The 26,391-nt window shown below is 59.8% G+C and carries 24 protein-coding genes, 1 tRNA gene and 2 pseudogenes; 12 read left to right on the plus strand and 15 right to left on the minus strand.

All coding sequences use genetic code 11. From position 1 onward, the window contains the following. Positions 1-8 precede the first annotated feature (8 nt). Together JET14_RS07595 and JET14_RS07600 are read left to right on the plus strand one after the other, a co-directional pair. Positions 9-1,394: an aldehyde dehydrogenase family protein gene (locus tag JET14_RS07595; RefSeq protein ID WP_200337485.1), complete on the plus strand. Its 1,386-nt coding sequence runs from the start codon at positions 9-11 to the stop codon at positions 1,392-1,394. Then, positions 1,391-2,536: an iron-containing alcohol dehydrogenase gene (locus JET14_RS07600; RefSeq protein WP_200337486.1), complete on the plus strand. Its 1,146-nt coding sequence runs from the start codon at positions 1,391-1,393 to the stop codon at positions 2,534-2,536. The genes JET14_RS07595 and JET14_RS07600 overlap by 4 nt, the downstream gene beginning before the upstream one ends. A 53-nt stretch (positions 2,537-2,589) precedes the next feature. Here JET14_RS07600 and JET14_RS07605 read toward each other — a convergent pair whose 3' ends face one another. Further along, positions 2,590-3,249: a hypothetical protein gene (locus JET14_RS07605; RefSeq protein WP_200337487.1), complete on the minus strand. Its 660-nt coding sequence runs from the start codon at positions 3,247-3,249 to the stop codon at positions 2,590-2,592. Positions 3,250-3,407: 158 nt separating this feature from the next. On the opposite strand from JET14_RS07605, the gene JET14_RS07610 reads away from it, so the two are divergent. Continuing rightward, entirely contained in the window at positions 3,408-3,674 is a 267-nt protein-coding gene (locus tag JET14_RS07610) for a DUF1467 family protein (protein ID WP_200337488.1), read from the plus strand. A 116-nt stretch (positions 3,675-3,790) separates the two neighbouring features. Here JET14_RS07610 and JET14_RS07615 read toward each other — a convergent pair whose 3' ends face one another. Beyond that, entirely contained in the window at positions 3,791-4,411 is a 621-nt protein-coding gene (locus JET14_RS07615; protein ID WP_200337489.1) for a hypothetical protein, read from the minus strand. 569 nt (positions 4,412-4,980) lie between these two features. Between JET14_RS07615 and proS the strand changes: the two genes are divergently transcribed. The 5 genes from proS (at position 4,981) to JET14_RS07640 (ending at position 9,450) form a co-directional block, all read left to right on the plus strand. Continuing rightward, on the plus strand, positions 4,981-6,309 hold the full coding sequence (gene proS / locus JET14_RS07620; protein WP_200337490.1) for a proline--tRNA ligase: 1,329 nt from the start codon (positions 4,981-4,983) through the stop codon (positions 6,307-6,309). Between the two features lie 13 nt (positions 6,310-6,322). Then, entirely contained in the window at positions 6,323-7,624 is a 1,302-nt protein-coding gene (locus JET14_RS07625) for a lipoprotein-releasing ABC transporter permease subunit (RefSeq protein ID WP_200337491.1), read from the plus strand. Positions 7,625-7,636: 12 nt separating this feature from the next. Then, the gene (locus JET14_RS07630; RefSeq protein WP_200337492.1) at positions 7,637-8,332 is read left to right on the plus strand and encodes an ABC transporter ATP-binding protein; all 696 of its coding nucleotides are present in this window, start codon (positions 7,637-7,639) and stop codon (positions 8,330-8,332) included. A 499-nt stretch (positions 8,333-8,831) separates the two neighbouring features. After that, positions 8,832-9,107 carry a hypothetical protein gene (locus JET14_RS07635; protein WP_200337493.1) on the plus strand — a complete coding sequence of 92 codons (276 nt, stop codon included), beginning with the start codon at positions 8,832-8,834 and terminating at the stop codon, positions 9,105-9,107. Between the two features lie 258 nt (positions 9,108-9,365). Next, positions 9,366-9,450: transfer RNA gene (locus JET14_RS07640), tRNA-Leu, on the plus strand. A 422-nt stretch (positions 9,451-9,872) separates the two neighbouring features. Here JET14_RS07640 and JET14_RS07645 read toward each other — a convergent pair. The 9 genes from JET14_RS07645 to JET14_RS07685 form a co-directional block, all read right to left on the minus strand. After that, positions 9,873-11,084: a hypothetical protein gene (locus JET14_RS07645; protein ID WP_200337494.1), complete on the minus strand. Its 1,212-nt coding sequence runs from the start codon at positions 11,082-11,084 to the stop codon at positions 9,873-9,875. 36 nt (positions 11,085-11,120) lie between these two features. After that, complete coding sequence (locus JET14_RS07650; protein ID WP_432443069.1) at positions 11,121-11,618, minus strand: DNA adenine methylase; 498 nt, start codon at positions 11,616-11,618, stop codon at positions 11,121-11,123. 229 nt (positions 11,619-11,847) lie between these two features. After that, positions 11,848-12,867 carry an oligopeptide/dipeptide ABC transporter ATP-binding protein gene (locus JET14_RS07655; protein ID WP_246750553.1) on the minus strand — a complete coding sequence of 340 codons (1,020 nt, stop codon included), beginning with the start codon at positions 12,865-12,867 and terminating at the stop codon, positions 11,848-11,850. Then, on the minus strand, positions 12,864-13,865 hold the full coding sequence (locus JET14_RS07660; protein WP_200337495.1) for an oligopeptide/dipeptide ABC transporter ATP-binding protein: 1,002 nt from the start codon (positions 13,863-13,865) through the stop codon (positions 12,864-12,866). The genes JET14_RS07655 and JET14_RS07660 overlap by 4 nt, the downstream gene beginning before the upstream one ends. A gap of 1 nt (position 13,866) precedes the next feature. Beyond that, the gene (locus tag JET14_RS07665; protein WP_200337496.1) at positions 13,867-14,793 is read right to left on the minus strand and encodes an ABC transporter permease subunit; all 927 of its coding nucleotides are present in this window, start codon (positions 14,791-14,793) and stop codon (positions 13,867-13,869) included. Between the two features lie 3 nt (positions 14,794-14,796). Continuing rightward, positions 14,797-15,723: an oligopeptide ABC transporter permease OppB gene (gene oppB, locus JET14_RS07670; RefSeq protein ID WP_200337497.1), complete on the minus strand. Its 927-nt coding sequence runs from the start codon at positions 15,721-15,723 to the stop codon at positions 14,797-14,799. Positions 15,724-15,861: 138 nt separating this feature from the next. After that, positions 15,862-17,469 (minus strand): peptide ABC transporter substrate-binding protein, encoded by a 1,608-nt coding sequence (locus JET14_RS07675; protein WP_200337498.1) that lies wholly within the window; start codon positions 17,467-17,469, stop codon positions 15,862-15,864. Positions 17,470-17,937: 468 nt separating this feature from the next. Continuing rightward, the gene (locus tag JET14_RS07680; RefSeq protein ID WP_200337499.1) at positions 17,938-18,318 is read right to left on the minus strand and encodes a hypothetical protein; all 381 of its coding nucleotides are present in this window, start codon (positions 18,316-18,318) and stop codon (positions 17,938-17,940) included. Positions 18,319-18,380: 62 nt separating this feature from the next. Beyond that, positions 18,381-19,451 (minus strand): serine hydrolase domain-containing protein, encoded by a 1,071-nt coding sequence (locus JET14_RS07685; protein WP_200338016.1) that lies wholly within the window; start codon positions 19,449-19,451, stop codon positions 18,381-18,383. Between JET14_RS07685 and JET14_RS07690 the strand changes: the two are divergent. Then, positions 19,371-19,760 (plus strand): annotated as a pseudogene (locus tag JET14_RS07690) (transposase); the annotation flags it as partial. The gene JET14_RS07685 and the pseudogene JET14_RS07690 sit on opposite strands and share 81 nt — an antisense overlap. A 394-nt stretch (positions 19,761-20,154) precedes the next feature. On the opposite strand, the gene JET14_RS07695 reads toward JET14_RS07690, so the two are convergent. Then, positions 20,155-21,114, minus strand: a complete 960-nt coding sequence (locus tag JET14_RS07695) for a siderophore ABC transporter substrate-binding protein (protein WP_432443070.1) — start codon at positions 21,112-21,114, stop codon at positions 20,155-20,157. 140 nt (positions 21,115-21,254) lie between these two features. On the opposite strand from JET14_RS07695, the gene JET14_RS07700 reads away from it, so the two are divergent. Genes JET14_RS07700 through JET14_RS07710 form a run of 3 tightly spaced genes read left to right on the plus strand, consistent with a single transcriptional unit; the run spans position 21,255 to position 23,921 of the window. Next, complete coding sequence (locus JET14_RS07700) at positions 21,255-22,208, plus strand: ABC transporter permease (protein WP_200337500.1); 954 nt, start codon at positions 21,255-21,257, stop codon at positions 22,206-22,208. After that, a complete protein-coding gene (locus tag JET14_RS07705; protein WP_200337501.1) occupies positions 22,198-23,166 on the plus strand; it encodes an iron chelate uptake ABC transporter family permease subunit in 969 nt (322 codons plus the stop codon). The genes JET14_RS07700 and JET14_RS07705 overlap by 11 nt, the downstream gene beginning before the upstream one ends. Next, positions 23,163-23,921 (plus strand): iron ABC transporter ATP-binding protein, encoded by a 759-nt coding sequence (locus JET14_RS07710; RefSeq protein WP_200337502.1) that lies wholly within the window; start codon positions 23,163-23,165, stop codon positions 23,919-23,921. The genes JET14_RS07705 and JET14_RS07710 overlap by 4 nt, the downstream gene beginning before the upstream one ends. 23 nt (positions 23,922-23,944) lie before the next feature. On the opposite strand, the pseudogene JET14_RS07715 reads toward JET14_RS07710, so the two are convergent. The 3 genes and pseudogenes from JET14_RS07715 to JET14_RS07725 form a co-directional block, all read right to left on the minus strand. Beyond that, positions 23,945-24,379 (minus strand): annotated as a pseudogene (locus JET14_RS07715) (integrase); the annotation flags it as partial. Positions 24,380-24,564: 185 nt separating this feature from the next. Beyond that, the gene (locus JET14_RS07720) at positions 24,565-25,491 is read right to left on the minus strand and encodes a dihydrodipicolinate synthase family protein (RefSeq protein WP_200337504.1); all 927 of its coding nucleotides are present in this window, start codon (positions 25,489-25,491) and stop codon (positions 24,565-24,567) included. Then, on the minus strand, positions 25,479-26,387 hold the full coding sequence (locus tag JET14_RS07725; RefSeq protein ID WP_246750556.1) for a dihydrodipicolinate synthase family protein: 909 nt from the start codon (positions 26,385-26,387) through the stop codon (positions 25,479-25,481). The genes JET14_RS07720 and JET14_RS07725 overlap by 13 nt, the downstream gene beginning before the upstream one ends. Positions 26,388-26,391: the final 4 nt, after the last annotated feature.

Raw genomic sequence — 26,391 nt, forward strand, 5'->3', positions numbered from 1 at the left:
GAACGGCCATGACGATGATCCAATGTATTTCGCCGGTCGACGGATCGGTTTACGCCGAGCGGGAGGCGGTTTCCGCCGCCACCGCAAGCGCCGCTGTTGCAAGGGCGCGCGCTGCCCAGAAGGGCTGGGCGGAGCGCCCGCTGGAAGAGCGGCTCTCGCTGGTTCAGGCGGGCGTCAAGGCGCTCAATGCCATGAGCGACGAGGTGGTGCAGGAGCTTGCCTGGATGATGGGCCGCCCGGTGCGCTATGGCGGCGAGTTCGGCGGCGTCAACGAGCGCGCTGACTATATGGCAAGCGTCGCGGCCGAAGGTCTGGCGCCGATCGCGCTTGAGGACAGCGGCAATTTCCGCCGCTATATCGCCCGCGAGCCGCACGGCGTCGTCTTCGTCATCGCGCCGTGGAACTACCCTTATCTGACGGCGATCAATACTATCGTACCGGCGCTCATTGCCGGCAATGCGGTGATCATCAAGCATGCGAGCCAGACGCTTCTGGTCGGCGAGCGCATCGTCACGGCCTTCGTCTCGGCGGGCATTCCCGAAGACCTGTTCCAGAACATCTTTCTCGATCATGCGACGAGTTCCGAGCTGATTGCCGCAAAGAGCTTCGACTTCATCAACTTCACCGGTTCGGTGGAAGGCGGGCGGCAGATCGAACGCGCGGCGGCCGGCACCTTTACGCCGCTCGGGCTGGAGCTTGGCGGCAAGGATCCGGGCTATGTGATGGAGGATGCCGACCTCGATGCGGCGGTCGCGACGCTGATGGATGCGGCGATGTTCAATGCCGGCCAGTGCTGCTGCGGCATCGAGCGTATCTATGTGACGGCAAGCCTCTATGACGCCTTTGTTGAAAAGGCGGCCACCTTTGCCTCGGCCTACAAGCTCGGCAACCCGCTTGACGAGGCCACGACGCTCGGGCCGATGGCGAACAGGCGCTTTGCCGCCGTGGTGCGCAGGCAGATCGAGGAAGCGATCGCCGCCGGCGCCACGCCGCTGGTCGACCCGAAACTGTTTCCGCAAGATGACGGCGGCGCCTATCTCGCGCCGCAGGTGCTCGTCAATGTCGACCATTCGATGAGCGTCATGCGCGAGGAGAGCTTCGGCCCGGTTGTCGGCATCATGAAGGTCGCCTCCGACGAGGAGGCGCTTTCCCTGATGAATGACAGCGAATACGGCCTGACCGCCTCGCTCTGGACGGCCGATCCCGACCGCGCCGCCGCCCTTGGCGCCCGGATCGAAACCGGCACCGTGTTCATGAACCGCGCCGACTATCTCGATCCGGGCCTCTGCTGGACGGGCTGCAAGAATACCGGCCGCGGCGGCTCGCTCTCCGTTATCGGCTACCACAACCTGACCCGGCCGAAGTCGTACCATCTGAAGAAAGTCACACAATGAGCTTCACAGCCAACTGGAGTTATCCGACCACGATCAAGTTCGGCGCGGGCCGCATCGCCGAGCTTGCCGATGCCTGCAAGAGCCTCGGCATGGCCAATCCGCTGCTGGTGACCGACAAGGGGCTGGCAAGCCTGCCGATCACGAGGAATGCGCTGAAAATCCTTTCCGAGGGAGGGCTCGATTCGGCATTGTTTTCGGATGTCGATCCGAACCCGAACGAGAAGAACCTTGCCGCCGGCATCGCCGCCTTCAAGGAGGGCGGCCATGACGGCGTTATCGCCTTTGGCGGCGGCTCCGGGCTCGATCTCGGCAAGCTGGTGGCGATGATGGCGGGCCAGACTTTGCCGGTCTGGGACTTCGAGGATATCGGCGACTGGTGGACGCGGGCCGACGCCTATGCGATCGCGCCGATCGTCGCCGTGCCGACCACCGCCGGAACGGGCTCGGAAGTCGGTCGGGCAGGGGTGCTGACCAATTCCGAAACCCATGTGAAGAAGATCATCTTCCACCCGAAGCTTCTGCCGGGCGTAGTGATCTGCGACCCGGAACTGACGGTGGGCATGCCGAAGATCATCACCGCCGGCACGGGGCTTGATGCCTTTGCCCACTGCCTGGAGGCCTATTGCTCGCCGCATTATCACCCGATGTCGCACGGCATTGCGCTGGAGGGCATGCGACTGGTGAAGGACAATCTGCCGCGCGTCTATAACGACCCGGAAGACCTGGAGGCGCGTGCCGAGATGATGAGCGCAGCCGCCATGGGAGCGGTTGCCTTCCAGAAGGGCCTTGGCGCGATCCACGCGATCTCGCATCCGCTCGGCGCCGTCTATAACACTCATCACGGCATGACGAACGCCGTCGTCATGCCGCCGGTGCTGCGCTTCAACCGCGACAAGATTGCAGACAGGCTGAGGCTTGCCGCTGATTATCTCGGAATTTCAGGTGGTTACGACGGGTTTTACAATTTCGTTCTGGAATTTCGCAAAGAACTTGGCGTACCGGAAAACCTCACGGCAATGGGCATCGCGCCCGACCGGATCGAGGAACTCGCCGTGATGGCGCTCGAGGACCCGAGCACCGGCGGCAACCCGGTCGAGATGACGCTGGAGAACACGAAAGCGCTTCTGGCCGACTGTTTCTGAATAGAATTGACGGCGTGTTTCGAAGGGCGTCGCCGCCGCGGCGCCCTTGTCCGTTATGCGGCGGCCATGAGAATGTCGTCCTTCGCCTTGTCGAGGTCGGTGCGCACCAGGCCGGTCAGAAGGCGGGGCAGGGCTTGCCTGCCGCCCGCGAGTTCCGCAAGGCTTTCGCCATCTGCAGGCAGGCCGAGGCTTTCGGCGGCCTTTGCCGCGCGGGCGTCGCAGAAGGGATAGTGTTCTTCCCAGGCGCGCTGGACCTCGCGGAAGAAAATATCCGCGCCGGTCTCGCCGATACCCTTGAAGTCCTTCAGGCGCTTGCGTTCTTCCGAGGGCGAGCGACCGGCATCATCCCTCAGCCTGCGCAGATCGCCGCCGTAGTTTTTGTCCAGCAGGTCGAGCGTGTCGACCAGGTAACGCGCCGTGCTTTCGTCATAGCGCGCATAACCGTTTTCGTTCAGCACTTTCACCCGCTCTTCCCACGACGTTGCGGCCATCTTGTCCGGCGTCGTCCAGCCGGCGTCGAAAAGCGCCTTCGCGGCCTCCTGGGCCTTGTCTGCGCTGATCCGCGCGCTCATCAGCAGCGCGCAGACGAGCCACTGGAAGAGCGGCGCAGGCGTGTTCTTCCCCAAATCGATGCCAAGCATCTGCGCATAGCTTCGGGGATAGCGGTCCAGAACCGCTTTCACAATCGCCGTCTCGCTTGCCCTGGCTGTCATGGTACACCCTCCTCGGATCATCAATGGCGCATGCGGGATATTCCCGCGCTTTCCCGGCAAACACTTTCGGCGGGCGGATGTTCCGGTTGAAGAGTTGCATCCGACCGTCGAAACGGTCTAGGTGTCGTCAAGGCGCATTGTCAGGACGGGAGGAAGCCTTGTCGCTGTTTTCCGCATTCGCGGTCTATTTCGTCATCTGGTGGGTGACGCTGTTTGCGGTCCTGCCTTTCGGCCTGCGCACCCAGGACGAGGAGGGCAATGTGGTGCCCGGCACCACCGCCAGCGCGCCGCACCGCTTTCGCCCCTGGCGCGTGATCCTCTGGACGTCGCTGGTGGCGGCGCTCGTCTTTGCTGCATGGTATGGCGTCGTGATCGTTCTGGGCTACGGGCTCGAGGACCTCTCGGCCCTGTTCTGGACGTCATGATCCAGCGCTTCCGCCGCTCATGGAACCGCAGAACCGCTCCATCTCTTTGTTTTGACGCATTTTCGCGGACGTCAGATGTCCCCATCTGACTGTGAACTGCTCCACAGCACGATGCGCTAGAACCGCATGCGCAGGAATGCGCTGCCGAGGCCGTAGTCGTAATCGTTCGCGTCGTTGTCGCCGGTCGAGCGGCCGTATTCAAAGCGGGCGCCGAGCTCCAGAGCCGTGGGGAAGAACTTGATGCTGGTCTCGAGCCCGCCGTAGAAGGCGCCGCTGTCGATGTCCGAAGGCGCAAACCGGGTATTGTCTTCGATCGTCACATCGCCAAAGACCTGTCGATAGCCGGCATAGGGCGAAAGCGTCACGAGGCCGAGATTGCCCCTGGCCGCGACATAGGCGCCGATTGAGCTTAGCTGCGTATCGGTCTTCCCGCCGCCGTCCCGCGTCTCGATCTCCCGGGTGGCGTCGCCGAGCGCCACGAACCCGGTCATTCCGCCGCAAAGGTTGATCGGTCCCTTGCTGCAGATGCCCAGTCGGCCATCCATGCCCCAATAGGTGTCGGCAATGAGATCGTCGACCGCATCCTCGTTCATGTGCAGCATGAAGGCAGCCGGGCCACCGGAAAGATCGAGATAGAAGGCATCGGAGATGTCGGCGGCATTGGCCGTTCCGGCAAAAGGGGAAAGCCAGGTCAGAAGGGCCGCGGCGGCGAGGGAAGGGACGGAGTTGCGGATCAAGGCCTGAGAACTCTCATTGCGCGAAGTCGTCAGGCCGTTTTCAGGCAATCGGCGCAAAGGGTCAACGCCGGGGGCGCCGGGGCCTTGTTTCGTGGCAAAGAAAGGATTAACGGCAGCGGCGAGAGCAAGTTTGAGAAAAACAAAAAAAAACAAGGCCTCGGGCCTTGTTTTTCAAGTATCGCGTGATCCGTTCCGTTTCCGGGGCTGCGAACAAGCGCGCCAGGATCGATCCTCCCAAGACTTGACCGCGAAGAAAAGGCAAGAATTTAAGCTCCCTGCCTGTTTTATGGGCTTAACCTAGCCCAATGATTGGGCCTTGTCATCCCTTATTTTGCATTTTTGCGACACTGCGAAAGGTTTTTCAGTTTGACAAACACTTTATTGTGTTCTGCAACGTTTCAAGTGCTTGACATTCGTCAGGATGCTTGGGCGGCCTTCCGCCGGCCGTTTGTTCTCCATCCGTTTCGCGGCTTTAATTTCCTGCAAGAAGCCGCTAAAAGGGCCGGGAATAAAACCAATATGCAATCGATTCCCGGCACGCCGGGATGGCGACAAGAAAGCAGCCTCCGATGCGTCTTTCCCGTTATTTCCTGCCGATCCTGAAGGAAAACCCCAAGGAGGCGGAGATCGTCTCGCACCGCTTCATGTTGCGGGCGGGCATGATCCGCCAGCACGGGCAGGGCATCTATTCCTGGCTGCCGCTCGGCAAGCGCGTCCTCGACAAGGTCAACCGCATCATCCGCGAGGAACAGGACCGTTCCGGCGCTGTCGAGCTTCTGATGCCGACCATGCAATCGGCCGATCTCTGGATCGAGAGCGGACGTTACGAGGCCTATGGCAAGGAAATGCTGCGGATCACCGACCGGCAGGACCGCGCCATGCTGTTCGGCCCGACGAACGAGGAGATGATTACGGAAATCTTCCGCTCCTCGGTCAAGTCCTACAAGCAACTGCCGCTCAATCTCTACCACATCCAGTGGAAATTCCGCGACGAGATCCGTCCGCGTTTCGGCACGATGCGGTCACGCGAGTTCATGATGAAGGACGCCTATTCCTTCGACCTGACGCGCGAGGGCGCGGAGCATTCCTATCGCAAGATGTTCGCCGCTTATCTGAGAACCTTCGACCGGCTCGGCCTGCGCGCCATTCCCATGCGCGCCGATACCGGCCCGATCGGGGGCAATCTCAGCCATGAATTCATCATTCTGGCCGAGACCGGTGAATCGGAAGTCTTCTGCCACCGCGATTTCGTCAAGTTCGACATTCCGGCCGAAGACCTCGACTTCGACGATATCGAGAAGCTTCAGGGCATATTCGACCAGTGGACCTCGCTCTATGCGGCGACCGACGAGATGCATGACGCGGATGCCTTCGGCGCGCTGGCGGAAGGCGAGCGGCTTTCCGCGCGCGGCATCGAGGTCGGTCACATCTTCTATTTCGGCACCAAATATTCCGAGCCGATGAATGCCGTGGTCCAGGGCCCCGACGGCAAGGAACACCCCGTCCACATGGGCTCCTACGGCATCGGCCCGACGCGCCTTGTTCCCGCCATCATCGAAGCCTCTCATGATGAAAACGGGATCATCTGGCCGGATTCGGTCGCGCCATTCGATGCGGTGATCATCAACATGAAGGTTTCGGACGATGCCTGCGGCGCGGCGTGCGAGCAGCTCTACGAGGCGCTTTCCAATGCCGGTCTCGATGTTCTCTATGACGACACCGACGAGCGTGCGGGGGCGAAGTTCGCGACTGCCGATCTGATCGGGGTTCCGAACCAGATCATCGTCGGGCCGCGCGGCGTGGCTGCCGGCGAAGTCGAAGTGAAGAACCGCCGGACCGGCGCGCGCGAGGCGATGTCGGCGGACGCCGCCATTGCCATGCTCACCGCCGGGCGCTGAGGAGTACGTCAAGATGGCTGCGGCCGAACCCGCGAAGGACACTGCGGAGATCCCCGCGAAAGCGAAGCCTTTTTCCGTTTTCGAACGCATGGTCGCGTGGCGCTATCTGCGCTCGCGCCGCAAGGAGGCCTTCATTTCGGTGATCGCCGGCTTCTCCTTCCTCGGCATCATGCTGGGCGTTGCCACGCTGATCATCGTCATGGCCGTGATGAACGGGTTTCGCAGCGAACTCGTCAGCCGCATTCTCGGCATCAACGGCCATATCGTCGTTCTGCCCGCCGGCGAGCCTTTTTCCGATTATGCGGCGTTGACGAAGCGCCTCGAGGGCGTCGAGGGCGTGCGTCTCGCCTTTCCGCTGGTGGAAGGCCAGGCGCTGGTTTCCGGCGCGCGCGGGGCGGGCAGCGGCGCTTTGGTCCGCGGTGTCCGTCCGGACGACATGCTGAAGCTAGACACCGTCTCCGACAATATCGTCGAGGGCGACATGGTCGGCTATACCGCGGGCGAGGGGGTTCTGGTCGGGTCGCGCATGGCCGCCTCTCTCGGGCTGTTTGCCGGCGACAAGATCACCCTCATCTCGCCGGAAGGCGACGTGACCCCCTTCGGCGTCAATCCACGCGTAAAGGCCTATACGATCTCCGGCATTTTCGAGATCGGCATGTCGGAATACGACGCCTCGATCATCTTCATGCCGCTCGCCGAGGCACAGTCCTATTTCAATGCCGGCGGTCATGTGCAGAGCATCGAGGTCTTCGTCGATCACCCCGATGATGTCGATCAGGTGATCCCGCGGATCCGAGAGGCCGCCGGCGAGGACATCGCGATCTCGGACTGGCGGCAGAACAACCGCACCTTCTTCTCCGCGCTGGAGGTGGAACGCAACGTCATGTTCATGATCCTGACGCTGATCGTGATCGTCGCCGCGCTCAACATCATTTCCGGATTGATCATGCTGGTGAAGGACAAGGGCCCCGATATCGCGATCCTCAGGACCATGGGCGCGACGTCCGGCGCGATCATGCGGATCTTCTTCATGACCGGGGCCGCGATCGGCATCGTCGGCACGTTTGCGGGTGTGTTCCTGGGCGTCATCGTCTGTCTCAACATCGAGTCGATTCGCCAGTTCTTCTCCTGGGTCACCGGGACGGTGCTGTTCGATCCGCAGCTCTACTTCCTGAGCACGCTGCCGGCCGAAATGAGTCTCGGGGAAACGCTCACGGTGGTGATCATGTCGCTCACGCTTTCCTTCATCGCGACGATCGTTCCGGCCTGGCGCGCCTCGCGGCTCGATCCTGTCCAGGCGCTGCGCTACGAATAGCGGGAGAACAATGTGGCCAATCCGTCTCTGGAACTGAAGTCGATCGTGCATGAATACGGGCAGGGCGACAGTGTGCTGACGATATTGAACGGTGCGTCGCTGGAGCTCATGCCGGGCGAGATGGTGGCGCTGGTGGCGCCGTCAGGCACCGGCAAGTCGACCCTGCTGCAGATCGCCGGTCTTCTGGAAAAGCCGACCGCCGGCGAGGTGTTTGTCAACGGCAGGGAGGCCTCCGCGCTTGACGATGACGCCAGAACGGCATTCAGACGCAATGATGTCGGCTTCGTCTACCAGTTCCATCACCTGCTGCCGGAATTCACGGCGCGCGAGAACATCATGCTGCCGCAGCTGATTGCGGGGCTTTCCACGCGCGAGGCGTCCGAGCGCGCGGACCAGATGCTCGACTATCTCAAGATCGGCCATCGCGCCGAGCACCGGCCGGCGGAACTTTCCGGCGGCGAGCAGCAGCGCGTGGCGATCGGCCGGGCGGTTGCCAATGCGCCGAGCCTTCTGCTTGCCGACGAGCCGACCGGCAATCTCGATCCCGGCACGGCCGGCTATGTGTTCGAGGCGCTCGAGGCGCTCGTCCGCCAGTCCGGGCTTTCGGCGCTGATTGCGACGCATAATCTCGACATCGCGGAGCGGATGGACCGGCGCCTGACCCTGAAGGACGGGCTCGTCGTCGACCGTGACCATTCCGCCGCCTGATAGCCGTGCCCGCAAAGAAGGCGACGCCCTTCCATCGTCCCTGCCTTTCGTCAAACAGTCCTCCCCCGATCGGGCATGGGCGATGACCGCGCGCGCCGTGCGGCGCCCTGGCGGTGTGTTCATCAGAAGCTTTTCCGATTTTGCGGGTTGCTAAATAGGAAAATTATCCTATATTGCCCAATACAACCCAGAGTATTTGTTGAGCCGATAGGATAACGCAATGAACGCATCTAATTTGATCGAAGTAAAGTTTATGCGACCGAAATATGCAAACCATCAAACATGTAACGAATATTAACGAATTTATTTTGATATTGTTTGTCAATTTCTGTCGATTAATATTTACGTGTAATGAATATATATCGCGACATCGAGCATTTTTATACATGTAAGAATATTGTCGTGTTCGTATTTACTTCATGGATACTGAAGTTATAATTGTAAATGCGTAGAGTGCTCGCACTGGTTGGTGAAACTTCAAAACAGGAGAGGTTTTGGTATGACGCAAAGCGGGGTGGACAAGGACAGCCGAAAAGCTGAACGATCCGAAGAGGAACGCACGGCCTGGAACCGCTACATGCGGAATTTCAGACGCAGTTTCAAGGATAGGGGGCTGACCAGTCTGTCGACGGTCATCACAACGGAACACGCTGAATTCATTGAGCGTTTCGGCCGTGAAAAGGCGTGCCAGTCAAAGCGCGAGGCGTTGATGATGATCATCGAGGATGTCAAGGACCGTTACGAGAGTGGTTCGGGAGACGAGGCACAGCACTGACCGCCCCGTCCTTCCGCGAAAGCCGGTCGCGCCTTGGATCGCGGCCGGAATGCTTTTGTTTTTTATTTTCTATCAATGGTTGTTCTAGGGTGGTGATGGCTGATGGAGGGGTCTGCCGTCGGCCTTCGCTTCGGCCGGCCTGATATCTGCAGGTCGGTTCAGGATGGTGGACGGATCGATGCCGAAACATTGCAACGACCTTGCATCTGCCGCGTCGCTCGCCTAAGAGGAGCGGGCTGGTGACCAGATCCGGTCTTGGCGCGTGTGGCGGAATTGGTAGACGCAGCAGGTTTAGGTCCTGCCGCCGCAAGGTGTGGGGGTTCGAGTCCCTCCACGCGCACCACAAGTTGATTGTTCGAGTGTAGCGTGACGCGCTGTAGCGTGACGCGCGGTTTTGCAATTTTGACAGCTGGTTTTGCAGTAACCAGTTTTTGAAACGCCGATTTTTTGAAGCTTTCACGGAACTTTTGAAGACCTTTCAAAGGGCGTTTGAAGGCCTTTCACGTCGACTTTGATTCTGTAGCGCGCAAAATCGGATGGCGCGGCGCGCAAAATCGAGTGGCAGCAAATTCTGTTTGTGGCGCGCGGCCACCTTTGGCGCAGAAATGAACCAGCCTCAACACGGAAATCTCTGCGCCCGCTGTGGCGCGCCGCTGCCGTCCGGACAGAAATGAAACTGCTTCTGGACGGAGACTTTGCGATCACTGGGAGGCTTCATTGATCGCAAACTGGACGTCCTCAAAATCAGATCGATGTCACGGTCGACTAGTCCGCACCTGGACGAACGAAATCGAGCAGGTCGCCTTGCACAAACTGATTAGGACGCCAGCCTCTTAAAATTGGTTCTAGCAAGAACATATCGGCCGCGCCCAATCCCAGGCCAGCCGCCGCTGCAGCTCCACCGGTTACCGCAGCATCAAGCAATAATCCGGCCCCCGCAAAGATGAAAAAACGAGTAGCCTTGGCTGGAAGATAATCGAACCACTGCCGTGCTAGAATGGCCTTGTTGTATTCCGAAACAAGGCCAAGCTCTGGGTCAACGCCTTTTAGCCACTCCTTGAATTTGCGAGTTTCATCCAGCAAATCGATAAACTCGCTGAACGAGCGCTCTCCATGATTGATAACCTCTCTAACGTTTTTGCCCTGCAGCTGACAACCTTGAAATAACTGCATTTCAGAGTCGCTTTGAGCTCTTCGCAGGAGCATCAGGTCAAACTTCGTTTGCATCAAACGCAGACGAACGGGATCGGCGACAAGTTCAGCCTTATGCTTCGCCGCCAGAACCATTTCCGCGCGGCTACGTACGAGTTCACTCAACAGCTTTGAGCTGTCGATCACTTCGCCACCCATTCGTGTCCCAAAATCGCGATTCAATTTTGCGAAGTCGTAATTCGATTCGACAGCATATCCGTCTCCTGCCTCTTGAAGTTTGAATTTCCACTGCGAAGGAACCCTAAATCCCGGAAAGACTGTCTCCACATAGGTCTTTGCTGCCGAATCTAGATAGGCAATATCCTTCATGTCTTGTTTAATCATGCCCATTATCGGAATATCTTTCCCTGAAAGCCGAAACTTCTCGACCCTCAGGAGCCGCTCAAACTTCTTTCCCAGCCGCGACGCTTCATCCTTGGCAAACCCTTGTCGTTCAAAGTTCATCGTGATCAGTTCAGCGACGGAGAATGGATTTTTTCCATCCATTCTCCTCTCAATAAATAATTGGACTGGCTCGTAATAGTTAACAAAATTCCGGGATGTCTTGCTCATGCTGAATTCAGGTCGAAGGAAAGAGACCTGAATGTATTCTTCATCGACAAGTCGGCAAATATTGTCCTCCCCAATCTGTCTGAATAAGGCCACAAGGTTTGCAGTGTTTAACACCAAACTCGATTCCTGATAGAATAGAAGGGTTTCGGCTAGGAGGCCCGCATCAAGACCCCGTTTTGGCGAATATCCAACTATCAGTGACCGGTCGAACATGGTCTTTCCTCTTGGGGGCGGGTTGGCGGCTTTTCCCTAAAGTGGTGCGTTTTCGCGCTGTCTTGCAAGTATTATTACCTCCTTCACGCCCTTCCCATTCCCCTCCGATATCGAATAGGTGCAATCGACCTCCTCGATGTCGAACCGTGAGAAGGTTTCGAAGACGCCTTGAACGGCGTTCAAGGACAGGATGAAGGTGCCTTGAAGGCCGGCTAAGACCTCCGCCATCGCCTCGAAATCCTCCCGGACGAAGACGCCGGCGCCATAGTCAGCCTCGTTTCCCCAATACGGCGGATCGAGATAGAACAGCATGCCCGGCCGGTCATAGCGGCGGATGAAGTCCTGCCAGGGCAGGCATTCGATGACGACGCCGGCGAGGCGCTCGTGGATGTCCTCCAGCGTCGATGCGAGCTTGACGAGGTTGAAGCGGGCGCCGGTGGTCTTGCTGACGCCGAAGTTGCGCCCCGACACCTTGCCGCCGAAGGCGAGGCGCTGGAGATAGAGGAAGCGGGCGGCGCGCTCGAGATCGGTCATGGAGGCTCGCGCGCTATCCGCTTTCTTGAACAGACTCTAACAAGGCCAACAGACGATCGTGCGCGGCATGTCGTGCACACCCGATCTTTCGAGAGGCGAAGAAGCAAAGGTTCGGCAACTCATCCACCAATGCCGCTGACCGCCCATGCAGACGACCGCAACGGCATTGCCATGTCGCAACTACGGAATCATGTGGTTGCTTTCCGGGTGTCACGGGTGGCGAGCCTAATCATGCGCGCAAGGCCTCTGTCCCCGGTCCGGGGTGGTGGCAGGCGAAGCTGTGTTGTGGCCCCTTGCCCGGATCGTTGCGGAGAGCCGGGATCTCCTCGGCGCAGATTGCGGTCGCCCGGGGGCAACGTGTGCGGAAAACGCAGCCGGATGGTGGATTGAGGGGACTCGGCAAGTCGCCTTCAATGGGAAGCGCTTTCTTGTTGCGCTCGATCTCGGGATCGGGAATCGGCACGGCCGAAAGCAGGGCCTGCGTATAGGGATGTTGCGGCGCGGCGTAAAGCTCGTCACTCGGCGCCACTTCCATCACGCGCCCGAGATAAAGCACCATGACCCGCGTCGAGATGTGCTTGACCACCGACAGGTCGTGGGCAATGAACATCAGCGCAAGGCCCAGTTCACGTTGCAATTCCATCAGCAGGTTGATGACCTGGGCCTGGATCGATACGTCAAGCGCCGAGACCGGCTCGTCGCATATAATCAGCTTCGGACGGACGATCAGAGCGCGCGCGATGCCGATACGCTGGCACTGGCCGCCGGAAAACTCATGCGGATAACGGTTGATCTGGTTGGGCAGAAGCCCGACGCGGCTCATCATCTCCTGCACCCGTTCGCGGACCTCTTGCTTCGCCATGCCCTTCTGGTGGGTGATGAGCGGTTCCGCGATGATATCGCCGACCTTCATGCGCGGGTTGAGGCTTGCCAGGGGATCCTGAAAGATCATCTGGATATCGCTGCGATATTTCAGCATTTCGCGGTCGGACAGGTCCAGCAGGTTCGTCCGGCCGTTCCACAGCGCCTGGCCCGTTGCCGGCACCATGCGGATGATGGCGCGCGCCAGCGTCGACTTGCCGCAACCGGATTCGCCGACAATGCCCAATGTCTCGCCCGGACGCAGCTCGAAGCTGACGCCATTGACGGCGTGCAGGGACAGAGGCTTTTGCCAGGGCATGCTGCCCCTGCGGTGAATTTCGAAGGTGACGCGGACATCGTCCGCTTTCAGAAGAACATCTGCCGTCATTGGACATCTCCCTTGGCTTCGATCTCACCGCCGGTCACCTCGGCGATCGGCCTGTTGCAGGCGCGCAACCTGCCAGGGGCGAACTCGGTCAGCGGGTCGAGGTGGTCCAGACAGTCCTCTCCGGCAAAATCACAGCGCGGCGCGAACGGACAGCCTTGCTGAAGGCGCGCCATGTTGGGCGGATTGCCCGGAATGGAACGCAGCGCATCGTCATTGCGGTCAACGCGCGGTATGGAGCCGATAAGTCCGCGCGTGTAGGGGTGGGTCGCATTCCTGAACAACGCATCGACCGGCCCCTTTTCCATGACCTGCCCGCCATACATCACCATCGCCCGCTCGGCCGCGCCGGCAACCACGCCGAGATCATGGGTGATCAGGATCAGCGCCATGCCGAAATCGCGCTGAAGGTCGGAAAGCAGCCGCATGATCTGGGCCTGAACGGTGACGTCGAGCGCGGTCGTCGGCTCGTCGGCAATCAGCACTTCGGGGCGACAGAGCAGCGCCATGGCAATCATCACGCGCTGACGCATGCCGCCGGAAAATTCGTGCGGAAAGAGATTGACGCGCGACTTCGCATCGGGAATGCGCACGGCATCCAGCATGCGCACGCTTTCCGCAATCGCGGCGCGTTTCGACATGCCCTTGTGGAGCTGCAACACTTCCGCCATCTGTTCGGAAACCCGCATATAGGGGTTCAGCGAGGTCATGGGGTCCTGGAAGATGATCGCCATGCGGTTGGCGCGGATGGGGTTGATGACCTTCGGCGGGGCGTTGAGGATTTCGGTTCCGTCGAACTTTACCGAGCCGGTGGCCTCGCCGTTTGCGGCCAGAAGACCCATCATCGCGAACACCGTCTGGCTCTTGCCCGATCCGCTTTCGCCGACGATGGCCAGCGTCTCGCCGGGATCAAGGGTGAAGTCGACGCCGCGAACGGCGAAGACGGGTCCGGAATTGGTCGTGAACCGGATATCCAGATTGGAAACGTCGAGAAGCGCCATGTCAGCGGTCCTTCGGGTCAAGCGCATCGCGCAGGCCATCGCCCAGGAAGAAGAACGAAAACAGCGTGACGATGAAGAAAAAGAGCGGGAAGATGAGCTGCCAGAGCGTGCCGTAATTCATCGTCGCGGCACCTTGAGAGATCAGCGCCCCGAGACTGGTCAGCGGCTCCTGGACGCCGAGCCCGAGGAAGGAGATAAAGCTCTCCGACAGGATCATGCCCGGCACCAGCAATGTCGCATAGACGATGACGACGCCCAGAAGATTGGGCACGACATGGCGGCGGATGATGGTGCTCGAGGCGACGCCCGTCGCCCGTGCGGCCTCGACATATTCGCGGCCTTTCAGCGACAATGTCTGGCCGCGGACGATGCGACTCATGTCGAGCCAGGACAAAAGCCCGATGCCGACAAAAAGCAGCACGATCGATCGGCCGAACATGACCAGCAGCAGGATCAGAACGAACATGTAGGGAATCGCAAGCAGGATATCGACGGTGCGCATCATCACGTTGTCGATCCGGCCGCCGAGAAATCCCGACGCCGCGCCGTAGATCGTGCCGACGATCACCGCGATCGACGCGCCGATGAGGCCGACGGCAAGGGAGATTTGTGTGCCAAGCACCGTTCGGGCAAAAAGATCGCGGCCGAGATCGTCCGTGCCGAAATAGTGCCCGTTGGCAAAGGAAGGCGCGCCTTCGCGCACGATGTCGCCCATCACCATGAAGTCGATCTCGTCGATCGACCAGCGGGCGATGAACGGACCGAAGACGGCAAAGGCGATCACGAAGATCAGCAGACAGAGCCCGATAACGGCCTGCCGGTTCTTGAAGAACCGCACGCGGGCGTCCGCCCAGGGGGAACGCCCTTTCTCCGCTTCATCGGCCATCGCCTCGGACAGGCTTTGAATCTTCTCTCTTTCAATCAGCATGGCTCAATACCTGATTTTCGGGTCGATCCAGGCGTAAAGGATATCGACAAAAAGATTGAAGGCGATGGTCAGCGCGCCGAGCAGAATGGTGATCCCCATCATCACGGCGTAATCGCGGTTAAGCGCGGATTCGACGAAGAACTTGCCGATGCCGCCGGTCGAGAAATACATGTCGATCACCACCGAACCGGTGATCATGCCGACAAAGGCGGGTCCGAGATAGGAAATGACCGGCAGCAGAGACGGTTTCAGCGCATGTTTCATCACCACCCGGCGCATCGGCAGCCCCTTGGCCTTTGCCGTGCGAATGTGGTTGGAATTCAGCACTTCCAGCATGGATGAACGGGTAATGCGGGCCAACGACGCCATATAGGATGTCGAAAGAGCGATCACCGGCATGACCATATAGGCCGGGTGACCGAGACCTTCCCAACCGCCGCCCGGCAGCCAGCGCAGCCACAGGGTGAAGATCAGCACAAGGATCGGCGCCATGACGAAATTCGGCAGAACCTGCGCGCCAACCGAAATGCCGACGGCCAGGCTGTCCAGCCAGCTATTGTGCCTCACGGCCGCAACAACGCCCAGCGTGACCCCGACAAGCACCGCCACGATCGCCGACAGCAACCCATAGGTCAGCGTTACGGGAAAGCCCTGCGCGATGATCGAGTTCACCGTCTGGTCCGGATAGACGAATGACGGGCCGAAATCGAACCGGGAAACGATGCCCCAGACATAATCGACAAGCTGCTGCCACAGCGGCTGGTCGAGCCCGTATTTGGCGTTGATATTCGCGAGCACCTGCGGCGGCAGGGCGCGCTCGGAGGAGAACGGTCCGCCCGGGGCGGCGTGCATCAGAAAGAAAGAGAAGACAATCAGCAACAGGATTGTCGGGATCGCCACAAACAGGCGCTTGATGATGTAACCGGTCATGATCGGTCTGGCTCGGCCTTTTGATCCGGTCTACCGCCCGCAAACATCTTGTTATCAAGGCGCGCGCGGATCCGGACGAAACGGAGGATTCAGCCTCGCGGGCGGCCAGTTCGCCGCCCGCGAAGCCGGTTTCAGACCTTAGTCGGCTACGCGATAGAGGTCTTTCGCGTACCAGTTCTGCAGCACGTTTTCGACGGGCAGACCCTTCAGGTCGGCAGGCACCATGACCGGCTTCGAATAGAAGTAGATCGGCACAAGCGGCATCTCTTCAGCAAGAATCTGTTCCGCCTTGTCATAGTCGGCTGCTGGATCCTTGGCTGTCAGCGATGCCTTCATCGCGGCATCGTAGTCGGGATCGGAGAACCCGCCATAATTCATGCCGCCGGTGCGGAAATAGTCGAGATAGGTGGAGGCTTCGTCATAGTCGCCGCACCAGGCGTAGCGGCCGATATCGAAATTGTAGTTCTTGAGATTATCGAGATAGACCTTCCACTCGGTGTTGTTGAGCGTGACGTTGACGCCGATGGCCTTCCAGAACTGCTGGGCGGCAATGGCGATCTTCTTGTGGTCGTCAGAGGTATTGTAGGAAAGTGTCAGCTCCAGCGGGTTGCTCTTGTCGTAGCCGGCTTCCTTGAGCAGCTCGACAGCTTTCGCATTGCGCTCTTCCTGGGACCATTGCGAATAATCGGTCACCGGCGGCGTGAAATCGGCGGTGGCGTAATAGGTCCAGCTATAGGCAGGCTTCTGGCCGCCGCGGGTGATATTGTTGACGATGATGTCGCGATTCATCGCATAGGACAGCGCCTTGCGCACCCGCACATCCTTCAAGGCTTCCGGCCCCTTGTCGGAAACATTGAACAGATAGGCATAGGTGCATGAACGCGGCACGGCATGGGTCTGGTCCGGATATTCTTCCTTCAGGCGCGGAAACTGGCCGGACGGCAGCTCGATATAGTCCAGCTCACCGGCCAGATAGCGCGTCAACGCCGCGTTCTTGTCGTTGATCGCCTGGAAGTGGATGCTGTCGATGACGGTATTGTCACTGTCCCAGTAATTCTCGTTGCGCTCAAGCGTGAGGTCCTGACCGAGCTTGTCTTCAACGAGCTTGTAGGCGCCATTGCCGACCATGTTTTCCGGCAGGGTCCACTGGTCGCCATATTCCTCGACCACCGCCTTGTTCACGGGGAAGGTCGAGGTGTGGGTGATCATCTTGGTGAAATAGGGGATCGGGCTTTCAAGCGTGACTTCCAGCGTGTGGTCATCGACGGCTTTGACGCCAAGCTCGGACGGATCGGTCTCGCCTGCAACGATAGAGGAGGCGTTCTTCACATTCATCAGTTCTCCATACCATGCGTATGTCGAAGCTGTTGCAGGGTCGACAAGACGCTGCCAGGCGTAGACGAAGTCCTGTGCAGTCACCGGGTCGCCATTCGACCATTTTGCCTCGGGGCGAAGATGGAAGGTGTAGACGGTCTGGTCTTCCGAAAGGTCGTGATCAGTCGCCACACCCGGCACCAGGTTTCCGGCATTGTCCTGATTGTAAAGTCCCTCGAACAACTGCCGGGCCACATCCGAGCCTTCCGCGGCGCTGTTGAGCTGCGGATCCTTGGTCTTGATCGCATCGAGCAGCCAATAATTGAGGTTCTGGTTATCAGCCAGTTTTTCGTCCGGCTGCGGGTTTGCCGCCAGGGCAGGCGCGGCCATGACAAGAGCGAGGCAGGCGGAAAGCAGAAGTTTCTTTTGCATGCGGGTTGTCTCCCTGTTTGTGGAACTTACGGAGCAGTGCGTTTGATGAGGGACAGTATCTGTTTTGGTTGTAATTTGAACAGGAAATCCACGAAACAATAGGCTGCAACTACCCCGCCACGCAAGAGAGAGAGGTTTGTATAACGTTTCATGGTCGCTTGGCGATTGAGGCCTTTGAAAACACTCAAACATAAAGCCGCGCTCGCAAACAATGAACAGAGCTCGATCCTCGCTGACAATCTGTCCTGCCGAAATATCGGGCATGTGACTTGTCGTAGATCATGTTTCAAGCGATCGATGGTGGAGCTTCAATGACTGAAATGGGGTCGCCTTCCGGACCGGCAGAAACGGGGCCGTATCCAGTCTGACCGCTTTTCGAATCGATAAGACGAAAGCGGCCGAAGCAACGCGTTCGCCGCCGTCCTTCATCGGTGAGAATGCGATCAAATCCGTAGATCCCAGCGAATATTAGTTCGAATTCGATGCCGGTCCAACTAAGGGCGCGCTGTCGCCATGCGCCGAGGTTTCGGTGTCAGTTCGGGCTTCTATTGCCTCGGGACCATCGTCGCGACGCAGGCGCGTGTATGCGATGAACGCTCCGGTCAGCGCGATCGCCACCACCGCCTCGATCCATACTCCGTAAAGACCCAATCCGAGGATAAAGCCGGCAACGATCGGGCGTGCAATGTCCGTCACCGCACCGCGGGACTGGATCGCACCCATGACATCGCCTCGCCGTGCCTGAGGAACCTGGACGAAGAGGCCCGCCATGAAGGTCGGGCGCGAGAGCGTGATGCCAGTGCTGATGCAAAGCACGGCAAAGGCGAGCGTCGGAATATTGAATGCCAAGCCCGCAGCACGACAATCAGATTACGTTCGGTGAAGTGCTCGCTGATGGCATCGCAATTGCCTCACGGGGCTGCTGTGCCACCAAGAAGAGGCGCTACGGCATTGAAAATGCGCATGGCGGGCAGGGAGCACGCTATGCCGTGCGGATTGGAGGGCAGAACCTCGGCCTCGCCGCAATCGCCCGAAGGAATGTCGCTGTTGGTTTGTATGGCCACGGTCGTGTCGGTTTGTGTATTGTAATAGACGACGGTGGTGTATCCCGGCAGTTCACCGGTATGTCCGACCCAGCCGTCGGTGCAACGCAGCGCCAAGCCATAGTCTGCAGGCCCCTGGAAAGAGCGCAGCCGCTGTTCCTGCAATTTTGCTTCAAGAAGGCCGTGACCGGTTGCCAGGGCCCTGCCATAGGTGAGCAGGTCATCGACATCTGAAATGATTTCGCCAGCGGTCCAAAGCGATGCCGGGTTCCAGTTGGTAGCGTCCAGCGGGGCTTCGGGGGTCGCGTCATAACCTTGCAGCGAGATACCGCGCGCGTATGGTGCGGGGATTGCGGTCTGCCTGCCTGGCCAGATCGTGTTTTCCAGACCGAGCGGTTCGAAGATCATTGTTCTCAGAGCTGTCTCGACCGGTTGACCGGTGACTTTCTCTATCACCATTCCAAGCAGGATCGTGTTGGTGTTGGAGCAGTCAAATTCAGAACCGGGTTCGAACAGCGGAGAGTTCTCGACAGCGTAGGCTACCAGATCCTCGGGTGAGAAAAACATGTTCGGGTCTTCAAGGTACAAGTCCACAAACCGCTCCGAGGCGGTGTAGCTGGCAACACCGCTCGTCATATTTGCCAGTTGTCGCAACGTGATTTCATCGCCGTTCGGAATGCCCGTGACATAGGCGCCAATCGTGTCGTCCAGCGAAAGAAGGCCGTCTTCAGCGAGTTGCAGAATAACGGTTCCCGTGAAGGTCTTCGTGACCGAACCGATGCGGGTGTGCATGCCCGGCGCCATCTGCGCTCCTGTGCCGGGATCGGCGATGCCAACCCCCTTTACCCATGAGCCTTCAGTCGTCTGATCTCGTTCGACAAGGACGGCGTCACCTTCCGCTACAAGGATTATCGCCGCGACGGCGCGGACCGGCAGCAGATCATAGCGTTAGCCACGGCCGAGTTCATCCGTCGCTTCCTGATCCATATTCTGCCGAAGGGCTTCCATCGCATTCGCCATTACGGCTTGCTCGCCGGCGGCTCCCGCAAGACCTGTGTCGCACACGCCCGCGAACTCCTGAACGCTATCCCGCCGTCCGATCACGACGCAACTGACGAGCCCACCGTCATACGACCGCAATGTCCTTGCTGCGGCGGGTGCATGATCGTCATCGAGGTGTTTGAACGCTGGCGCCAGCCGCGCGGGCCACCTGAATCGGCGGCGGCGAACCGGGAGCATGCGTCATGACCCGGCATGGCATAGCCACAACGCCTGCCCGCGATATTCCGCCCGAGGTAACGCTCCCGTGCGCCTCCATCACCATGACCGAGGCCGACCAGGCCATTCACCGGCATATGTTTCCCCGACACCGCAGCTCCAAAACACGCCGAAACGGCCGGGTCGCAACAGGTACAGTGCGTAAAATGTTCATCCACGTCAGCTCCGGGATGGGCTCAAAATCGAAATCCCCATAGTCCTGCCTTCGCCGTCCGCAGGTTCCTTCCTCGGCGACTTTCGTACGCCTGACGGCACCCGAAACTCTTCACGGAAGCAGGCCGGCCGGTCGTGGAACGACCATTCCTCGCTGGGGAAGTGACCCCTGACCAATCGATTCTCTACCGTGCCGCTTGCCGCCAGGATTTTAGTCCTTCAGCGCTTCCAACACTTGTTCGGCCAAAGCCTTCTGCGCGCGCACGCCGCCGCTTGCAAGATAGAGCAGCCCGCCATCGGCATAGATTACCTGGTCGTTCTGCCAGGCCTTGGTGCGTGCGACGAGTTCGTTGTCGAGAAGCTGCTGCGCTGCTTCGCCTTCACGGCCGATGGCAGCGTCGCGGTCGAGCACATAGAGCCAGTCCGGATTCTGCTCCATGATATATTCGAACGAAACCGCCTGTCCGTGCGTGCCGACATCGAGCGTGTCGTCGGCCGGTTCGAAGCCATAGAGGTCATAGACGTCGCCGAAGCGTGAACCGGGGCCGAAGGCGGAAACCTTGCCGCCCGTTGTCAGCAGCACAAGTGCGGTTCCGGCATCTTCGGTCAGCCCCTGAAGCGTCTCCAGCATGGTCTCCAGGGCCGAGATCTCGGCTTCCGCCTCTTCCTGCTTGCCGAAGAGTTCACCCAGAAGCCGGGCATTGCCTTCAACGCCTTCGAGGAAAGCATCATTGGCAATCGTCAGGTCGATCGTCGGGGCGATCTTCGACAGGTCGTCGTATTTTGCCTGCGAGCGGCCGGCAACGATGATGAGATCGGGCTGCAGCGCGTTGACGGCCTCGAAATCCGGCTCGAACAACGAGCCGACCTTCTCGTAGTCATCGGAGGAAAACTCAGAAAGGGACGACGGCATCGGCGTATCCGGCACGGCTGTCACGCGCACGCCCAGTGCATCGAGCGTATCGAGCGCGGAGAGGTCGTAGACAATGACGGTCTCGGGGTTCGCTTCAACCTCGGTGCTGCCGCTTGCATGCTCGATCGTCATGGTTTCGGCAAGCGCCGGCACGGCGGCAACGGTCGGAACGATCACGATGGCGGCGACGAGCGTGGCGCGGTGGATTGCGTCGATTCTCACGGGAGACTCCTTATACTTGATTGTGTTGGTCAACATATTCAAAAAGAGATGGCTGGCAAGCATGTCTCTGCCGTGTCGTGCGATGGGCGCACACTTTGGCGTGAACCCGGACGCCTGTGCCATTGACCCCGGGCGACGCGCGCCGCATAAGGCCGGGAGCTGAAAAGTAGACTTTCATGATCCGCATTTTTTCCGCAATTGTTCTTGGCCTCGTTTTGTTTCTCGCAAGCCTCCTGACGGGTGCGAGCACGCTTGGGCTTTCATCGCTGTTCGGGGCAGGGGACGGCGGACTTGTATTGCTGGCAAGCCGGCTTCCGCGCACATTGGCGCTGCTCCTTGCCGGCGGCGGACTGGCGATTGCCGGTACGATCATGCAGATGCTGGCGCAGAACCGGTTCGTCGAACCGTCCACGGCCGGCACGGTGGAATCCGCTGCCCTCGGCATGCTGACGGCGGCCCTGTTCTTTCCCGGAATGCCGGTGATCGGCAAAATGTTGCTGGCGGCCATTTTTGCGATGGCCGGCACAGCGCTGTTCCTCAGGCTGGTGCGGCAAATTCCGGCGCGCGCGGTATTGATGGTGCCGCTGACCGGCATCATGCTGGGCGGCGTCATTTCCGCGATCGCCAGCTTTATTGCCTATCGCTATGACCTGCTGCAGTCGCTCGGCGCCTGGACCAACGGTGATTTTTCGATGGTCCTGCGCGGTCGTTATGAACTGCTGTGGATTTCCTTCGGCCTCGGTGTTGTCGCCTACGTCACCGCGGCGAGGTTTACGCTTGCCGGTCTCGGTGAGGCCGTGGCCATATCGACCGGGCTCAACTACCGCCGTGCCATGCTGACGGGGCTTTCCATCGTCTCGCTGATTTCGGCATCGGTGGTCGTCACCGTCGGCTCGATCCCCTTTGTCGGTCTGATCGTGCCCAACGTCGTCAGCCTGGTGATGGGCGACAACCTGCGGCGCACACTGCCGTGGATTGCCTATAGCGGGGCGGTGCTGGTGCTTGCCTGCGATATCGCCGGTCGCCTGATCATTGCGCCATACGAAATTCCCGTCGGCACGATGATGGGCGTGTTCGGCTCGGCGATCTTCCTCTATCTTCTCCTGCGGCAGGAAGCGCATGCACGCTGATCAAAGAGGCCGCAAAAGCGCACTGATCATCGCCGGGCTGGCTGCCCTGGCGCTCGTGTCGACCGTTGCCTTCATGACGCTTGGCGCCCGCGGCAACTGGTCCTTCGTGCTTGGCTTTCGCGGCGTCAAGCTTGCGGCCCTGCTGCTGGTTGCCTATGCGATTGCAGTCTCCACCGTGCTGTTCCAGACCATTGTCGGCAACCGCATCCTGACGCCCTCGATCATGGGGTTTGATGTGCTCTATATCCTGCTGCAGACGTTTTTAGTGTTCGCGCTCGGGGCAGGCGGGCTCAATGCCATCGATCAACGCGTGATGTTCGTGCTCGAGGCTGCGGTCATGAGCGGCTTTGCATTGCTGCTGTTTCGCTGGCTGTTTTCCGGCGCCGCCCGCAGCATTCATCTTGTCATGCTTGTCGGTATCCTGTTCGGGGGTCTCTTTCGCAGCCTTTCCGCCTTCATGCAGCGGTTGATCGACCCGACCGATTTCGTGGTGTTGCAGGACCGGTTCTTTGCAAGCTTCAACACCGCCAATACCGAGCTGCTCGGCATCTCTGCGGTGATCATCCTCGCCGTCTCGGTTCTCGGCTGGCGGCTTTTGCCGGACCTTGACGTGATTCTGGTAGGGCGCGAAACGGCGATTGCGCTGGGTGTATCCCACAAGCGCGTGGTGACGCTGACGCTTTTCGTCGTCACCATTCTGGTTTCGGTCGCAACCGCGCTGGTCGGGCCCGTCACATTCTTCGGCCTTCTGGTGGCAAACCTTGCCTATATGATCATGCCGGACGGGCGGCATCGCGTTGTGCTGCCGGCAGCGGTGCTGCTTGCCGCGATCACCCTTGTCGGCGGCCAGACCGTTCTGGAGCGGGTCTTTTCCTTCGGGACGGCGCTGTCCATCATCGTCGAATTTGCCGGCGGCATCTTCTTCATCTTTCTGCTTCTGCGGGGAAATCTCCGATGATCGCAATCAGCAATATCAAAAAAAGCTACGGCTCCACCCGCGTGCTCGATGACGTGACGCTGACAATCCCGACAGGCGGCCTTACCAGTATCGTCGGTCCCAACGGCGCCGGTAAATCGACCCTTCTCGCTGTCGTCAGCCGGCTGATGAAGGCGGACAGCGGCGCGGTTCGTGTCGGCGGGCTCGATATTGCGGAAACGGCTGACGATGTGCTGGCGCGCAAGCTTTCGATCATGCGCCAGGAAAACCACATCGCAGCGCGGCTGACGGTGCGCGATCTCGTCGGGTTCGGGCGCTTTCCCTATTCGCGGGGGCGGTTGACCGCCGAAGATGCAAGCCGGATCGATGACGCCCTCGTCTTTGCCGACCTCCAGGGGTTGTCGGACCGGTTTCTCGACCAGTTGTCCGGCGGCCAGCGGCAGCGGGCCTTCTTCGCCATGGTGCTGGCGCAGGATACCGATTACGTGCTGTTCGACGAACCGCTGAACAATCTCGATGTCAAACATGCCGTGGCGACGATGCGGTTGATCCGGCGCATGGCCCATGAATTCGGAAAGACGGTCGTGCTGGTCGTCCACGACCTGAATTTCGCCTCCGCCTATTCGGACCGGATCATCGCCATGCGTGAAGGTCGCATCGCCGCCGAGGGGTCGCCGGCCGAAATCATCGAGGAGACGATGCTGCAAAAGGTCTTCGATACACCCTTCGTCGTACGCGATTTCAACGGCAAGCGGATTGTGGATTTCTACAGCTAAAATTCATGCCAGTGCGATGGGTTCACCCATTCATCGACCAATCGTGCGTATTGCCGGGTGCCCAAGTGACCGGCAGGATCGACCCGACTGGGGAAAGCGTAGTCGTCAACAGTTCCACCTCTTCGCTCCAACCAGGCGAGCAAGCTCGCTCTCACGTCCGCTGTGATCTCAAACTGAACCGGTCGGCCGGTTTTCTGCTGAACCACCATGGCGCGGGTCCGGATCGACGACCCTGAAACCAGCGTACCGATCTTGATCTTGACGAGATCACAGCCTCGAAGCTTGCTGTCTATGGCGAGATCAAACAGGGCGCGATCACGCATTCGCCCTTCGCGATCGAGAAAGAAGCGGATCGCCCAGATCTGGCGCTGCTTCAGGGGTTTCTTAACACCGACCATTCGTCCGGCGTTCCATGCAGGCCTGCCGCAAGCGGCTGGATCATACTGTGCTATTCCCATGTTGATACTCCTTCGGCCACCATTGTCCGCCAGGAGAATAGGCGAACATGATAAACCCAACGGGGCCGACAACGGACTGACGGCTGCTGGTTTTCCAAAAGACGATAGCCGGCGCCCGTCAGGGGAGGCCACGTGTCAGGCGGTTCGTGGCGGACGGAAAATATCTTGAACGAAGCTGAAAGCGACTAGACGAATTCAGGCAGAAGTTTTCTGGCTGCACTGCGAATACGCGCAATGTCTGCGGCCGGTACGCCGTCGAAGGGCCACATCATGGCGGCGCCTATCCGCGTCCAGCCGCCGGCGACGGCCATTGCCTTGTCGACTGCATTGCCGAAATAGCCCCTTGCCAGCAGAGGTCTGATGACCTCACCCATGAAGGCGGAAATGCGCTTTTCGAGGTCCATTGCCCCCTCCGGGTCGTTGGAGCATTGGCGCGCCCACGCAACGGCAGCTGCGGGATTGAGGCAGGCCATGTTCGAATAAGAGCCGTGCGCGCCCATCTGTGTGCCGCTGGCATAGAAATGCCCGGGGATGAACACCGAAATTCTCTTCAGAACCGGAGCCATAGCGTGATACCAGTTTTCGTCGCCGCCAGCGCATTTGAGGCCAGCTAGCTGCGGCACCTCCAGGGTCAGCATGGCGAGCGTATCGGGCGAAAGCACCGTTTTGGCGTGCGGCGGATTGTAGAGCACCAGCGCAACGTCCTCAGCGGCGCTGGCACACCCCTTAAGGAAGCGCAACACCTCTTCCTCACGCATCGGCGTCCAGTCCGGCAGGGTGACCTGGATGGCCAACGGCGCGAGAGCGCGCGCGGCTGCAAGACGCAGAAGGGTGCCCTGCGGCATCGGGTGTGATGCACCGATTTGAAATGGCAGCCCAACCCGCCGCGCGGAAACCGCAGTGGCGCTCGCCACGGAAACGAACTGATCCTCGGTTTGGCAGTGGAATTCCGTCGTCGTGCCATTGCAGTAGATGCCGTCGACGCCGGCAGCGGCTAAGGCTTCCACCTGAGCTTCTATCGATTCGAGGCAGGGCACTCCGTCTGCGCCGACATCCAGCATGACGGTGGCCCAGACGCCACGGATTTGCTCTGATGCGGTTAGCCCAGCCATTTGGCCACCTCCGGCCGCTTCAGGAATGCAGCGATGCGTGCTTCCGGATCCCGACCGCGCAAGGCCATGGGCGCACGCGACGGGCCGATGTCGATTCCGTGCAGGCGGAAAGCGGCCTTGACCCCGGGCATGACGCCGACCTCGGCTAGAATCTCAACGAATTGCTGTGAGATTCCCTGGAGTTCACGGGCCCGCGCGATATCGGAACGTTCGATGGCATTCGCGATCTCGACATAGAGCCCGCCGAGCAGGTTGTAGGTGGTGCCGATGCCGCCGTCGGACCCGAGCGTGGCCGCTGCTGCATAAACCTCGTCGAAGCCGAAATAAAAGACAGATTCAGGCCGCGCGCGGCGCAGCGACGCGAACTTGAAAAGATCCATCGAGGAGAATTTCAGACCGGCGACGCCCCTGAGGTCAAGGATGCGAACAAGGAGATCGAACGGAAGCGGGCGGCCGGTCCGGACCGGGATTTCGTAAACGATGAGGGGCAGCGCAGTCGCCTCAGACAGCGCCTCATAATAGGCGAAAATCTCGTCATCGGAAAACGGATATGAGTGCGGCGGCAGCGCTGAAAGGGCATGATAGCCCAGCGACTCCGCTCGTCTTGCCAGCGCGATCGAATGGGCGAGCGAGGGCAGGCCGACATGGGCGATCAAGGTCGCGTCATGGCCTCTGGCATCTTCGGCGACGATGCCGAGTTGGTCGCTCAGGGCAGCGCTTTCCAGCAGTCCGGACTCACCACTGCTGCCGGCGACATAGAGGCCGTTCAGCCCCTGTGAGAGCACATAGGTATTTAGTGCGCGTTGGCGCTCTGGCGAAAATGCGCCGTCCTTGTCCATCGCCGTCAAAAGAGCAGCATACATGCCGCCAAGTCTTTTCGTCATTTCGAGGTCCATTACG

This window comes from Martelella lutilitoris, from assembly GCF_016598595.1.
Classification (GTDB): Bacteria; Pseudomonadota; Alphaproteobacteria; order Rhizobiales; family Rhizobiaceae; genus Martelella; species Martelella lutilitoris_A.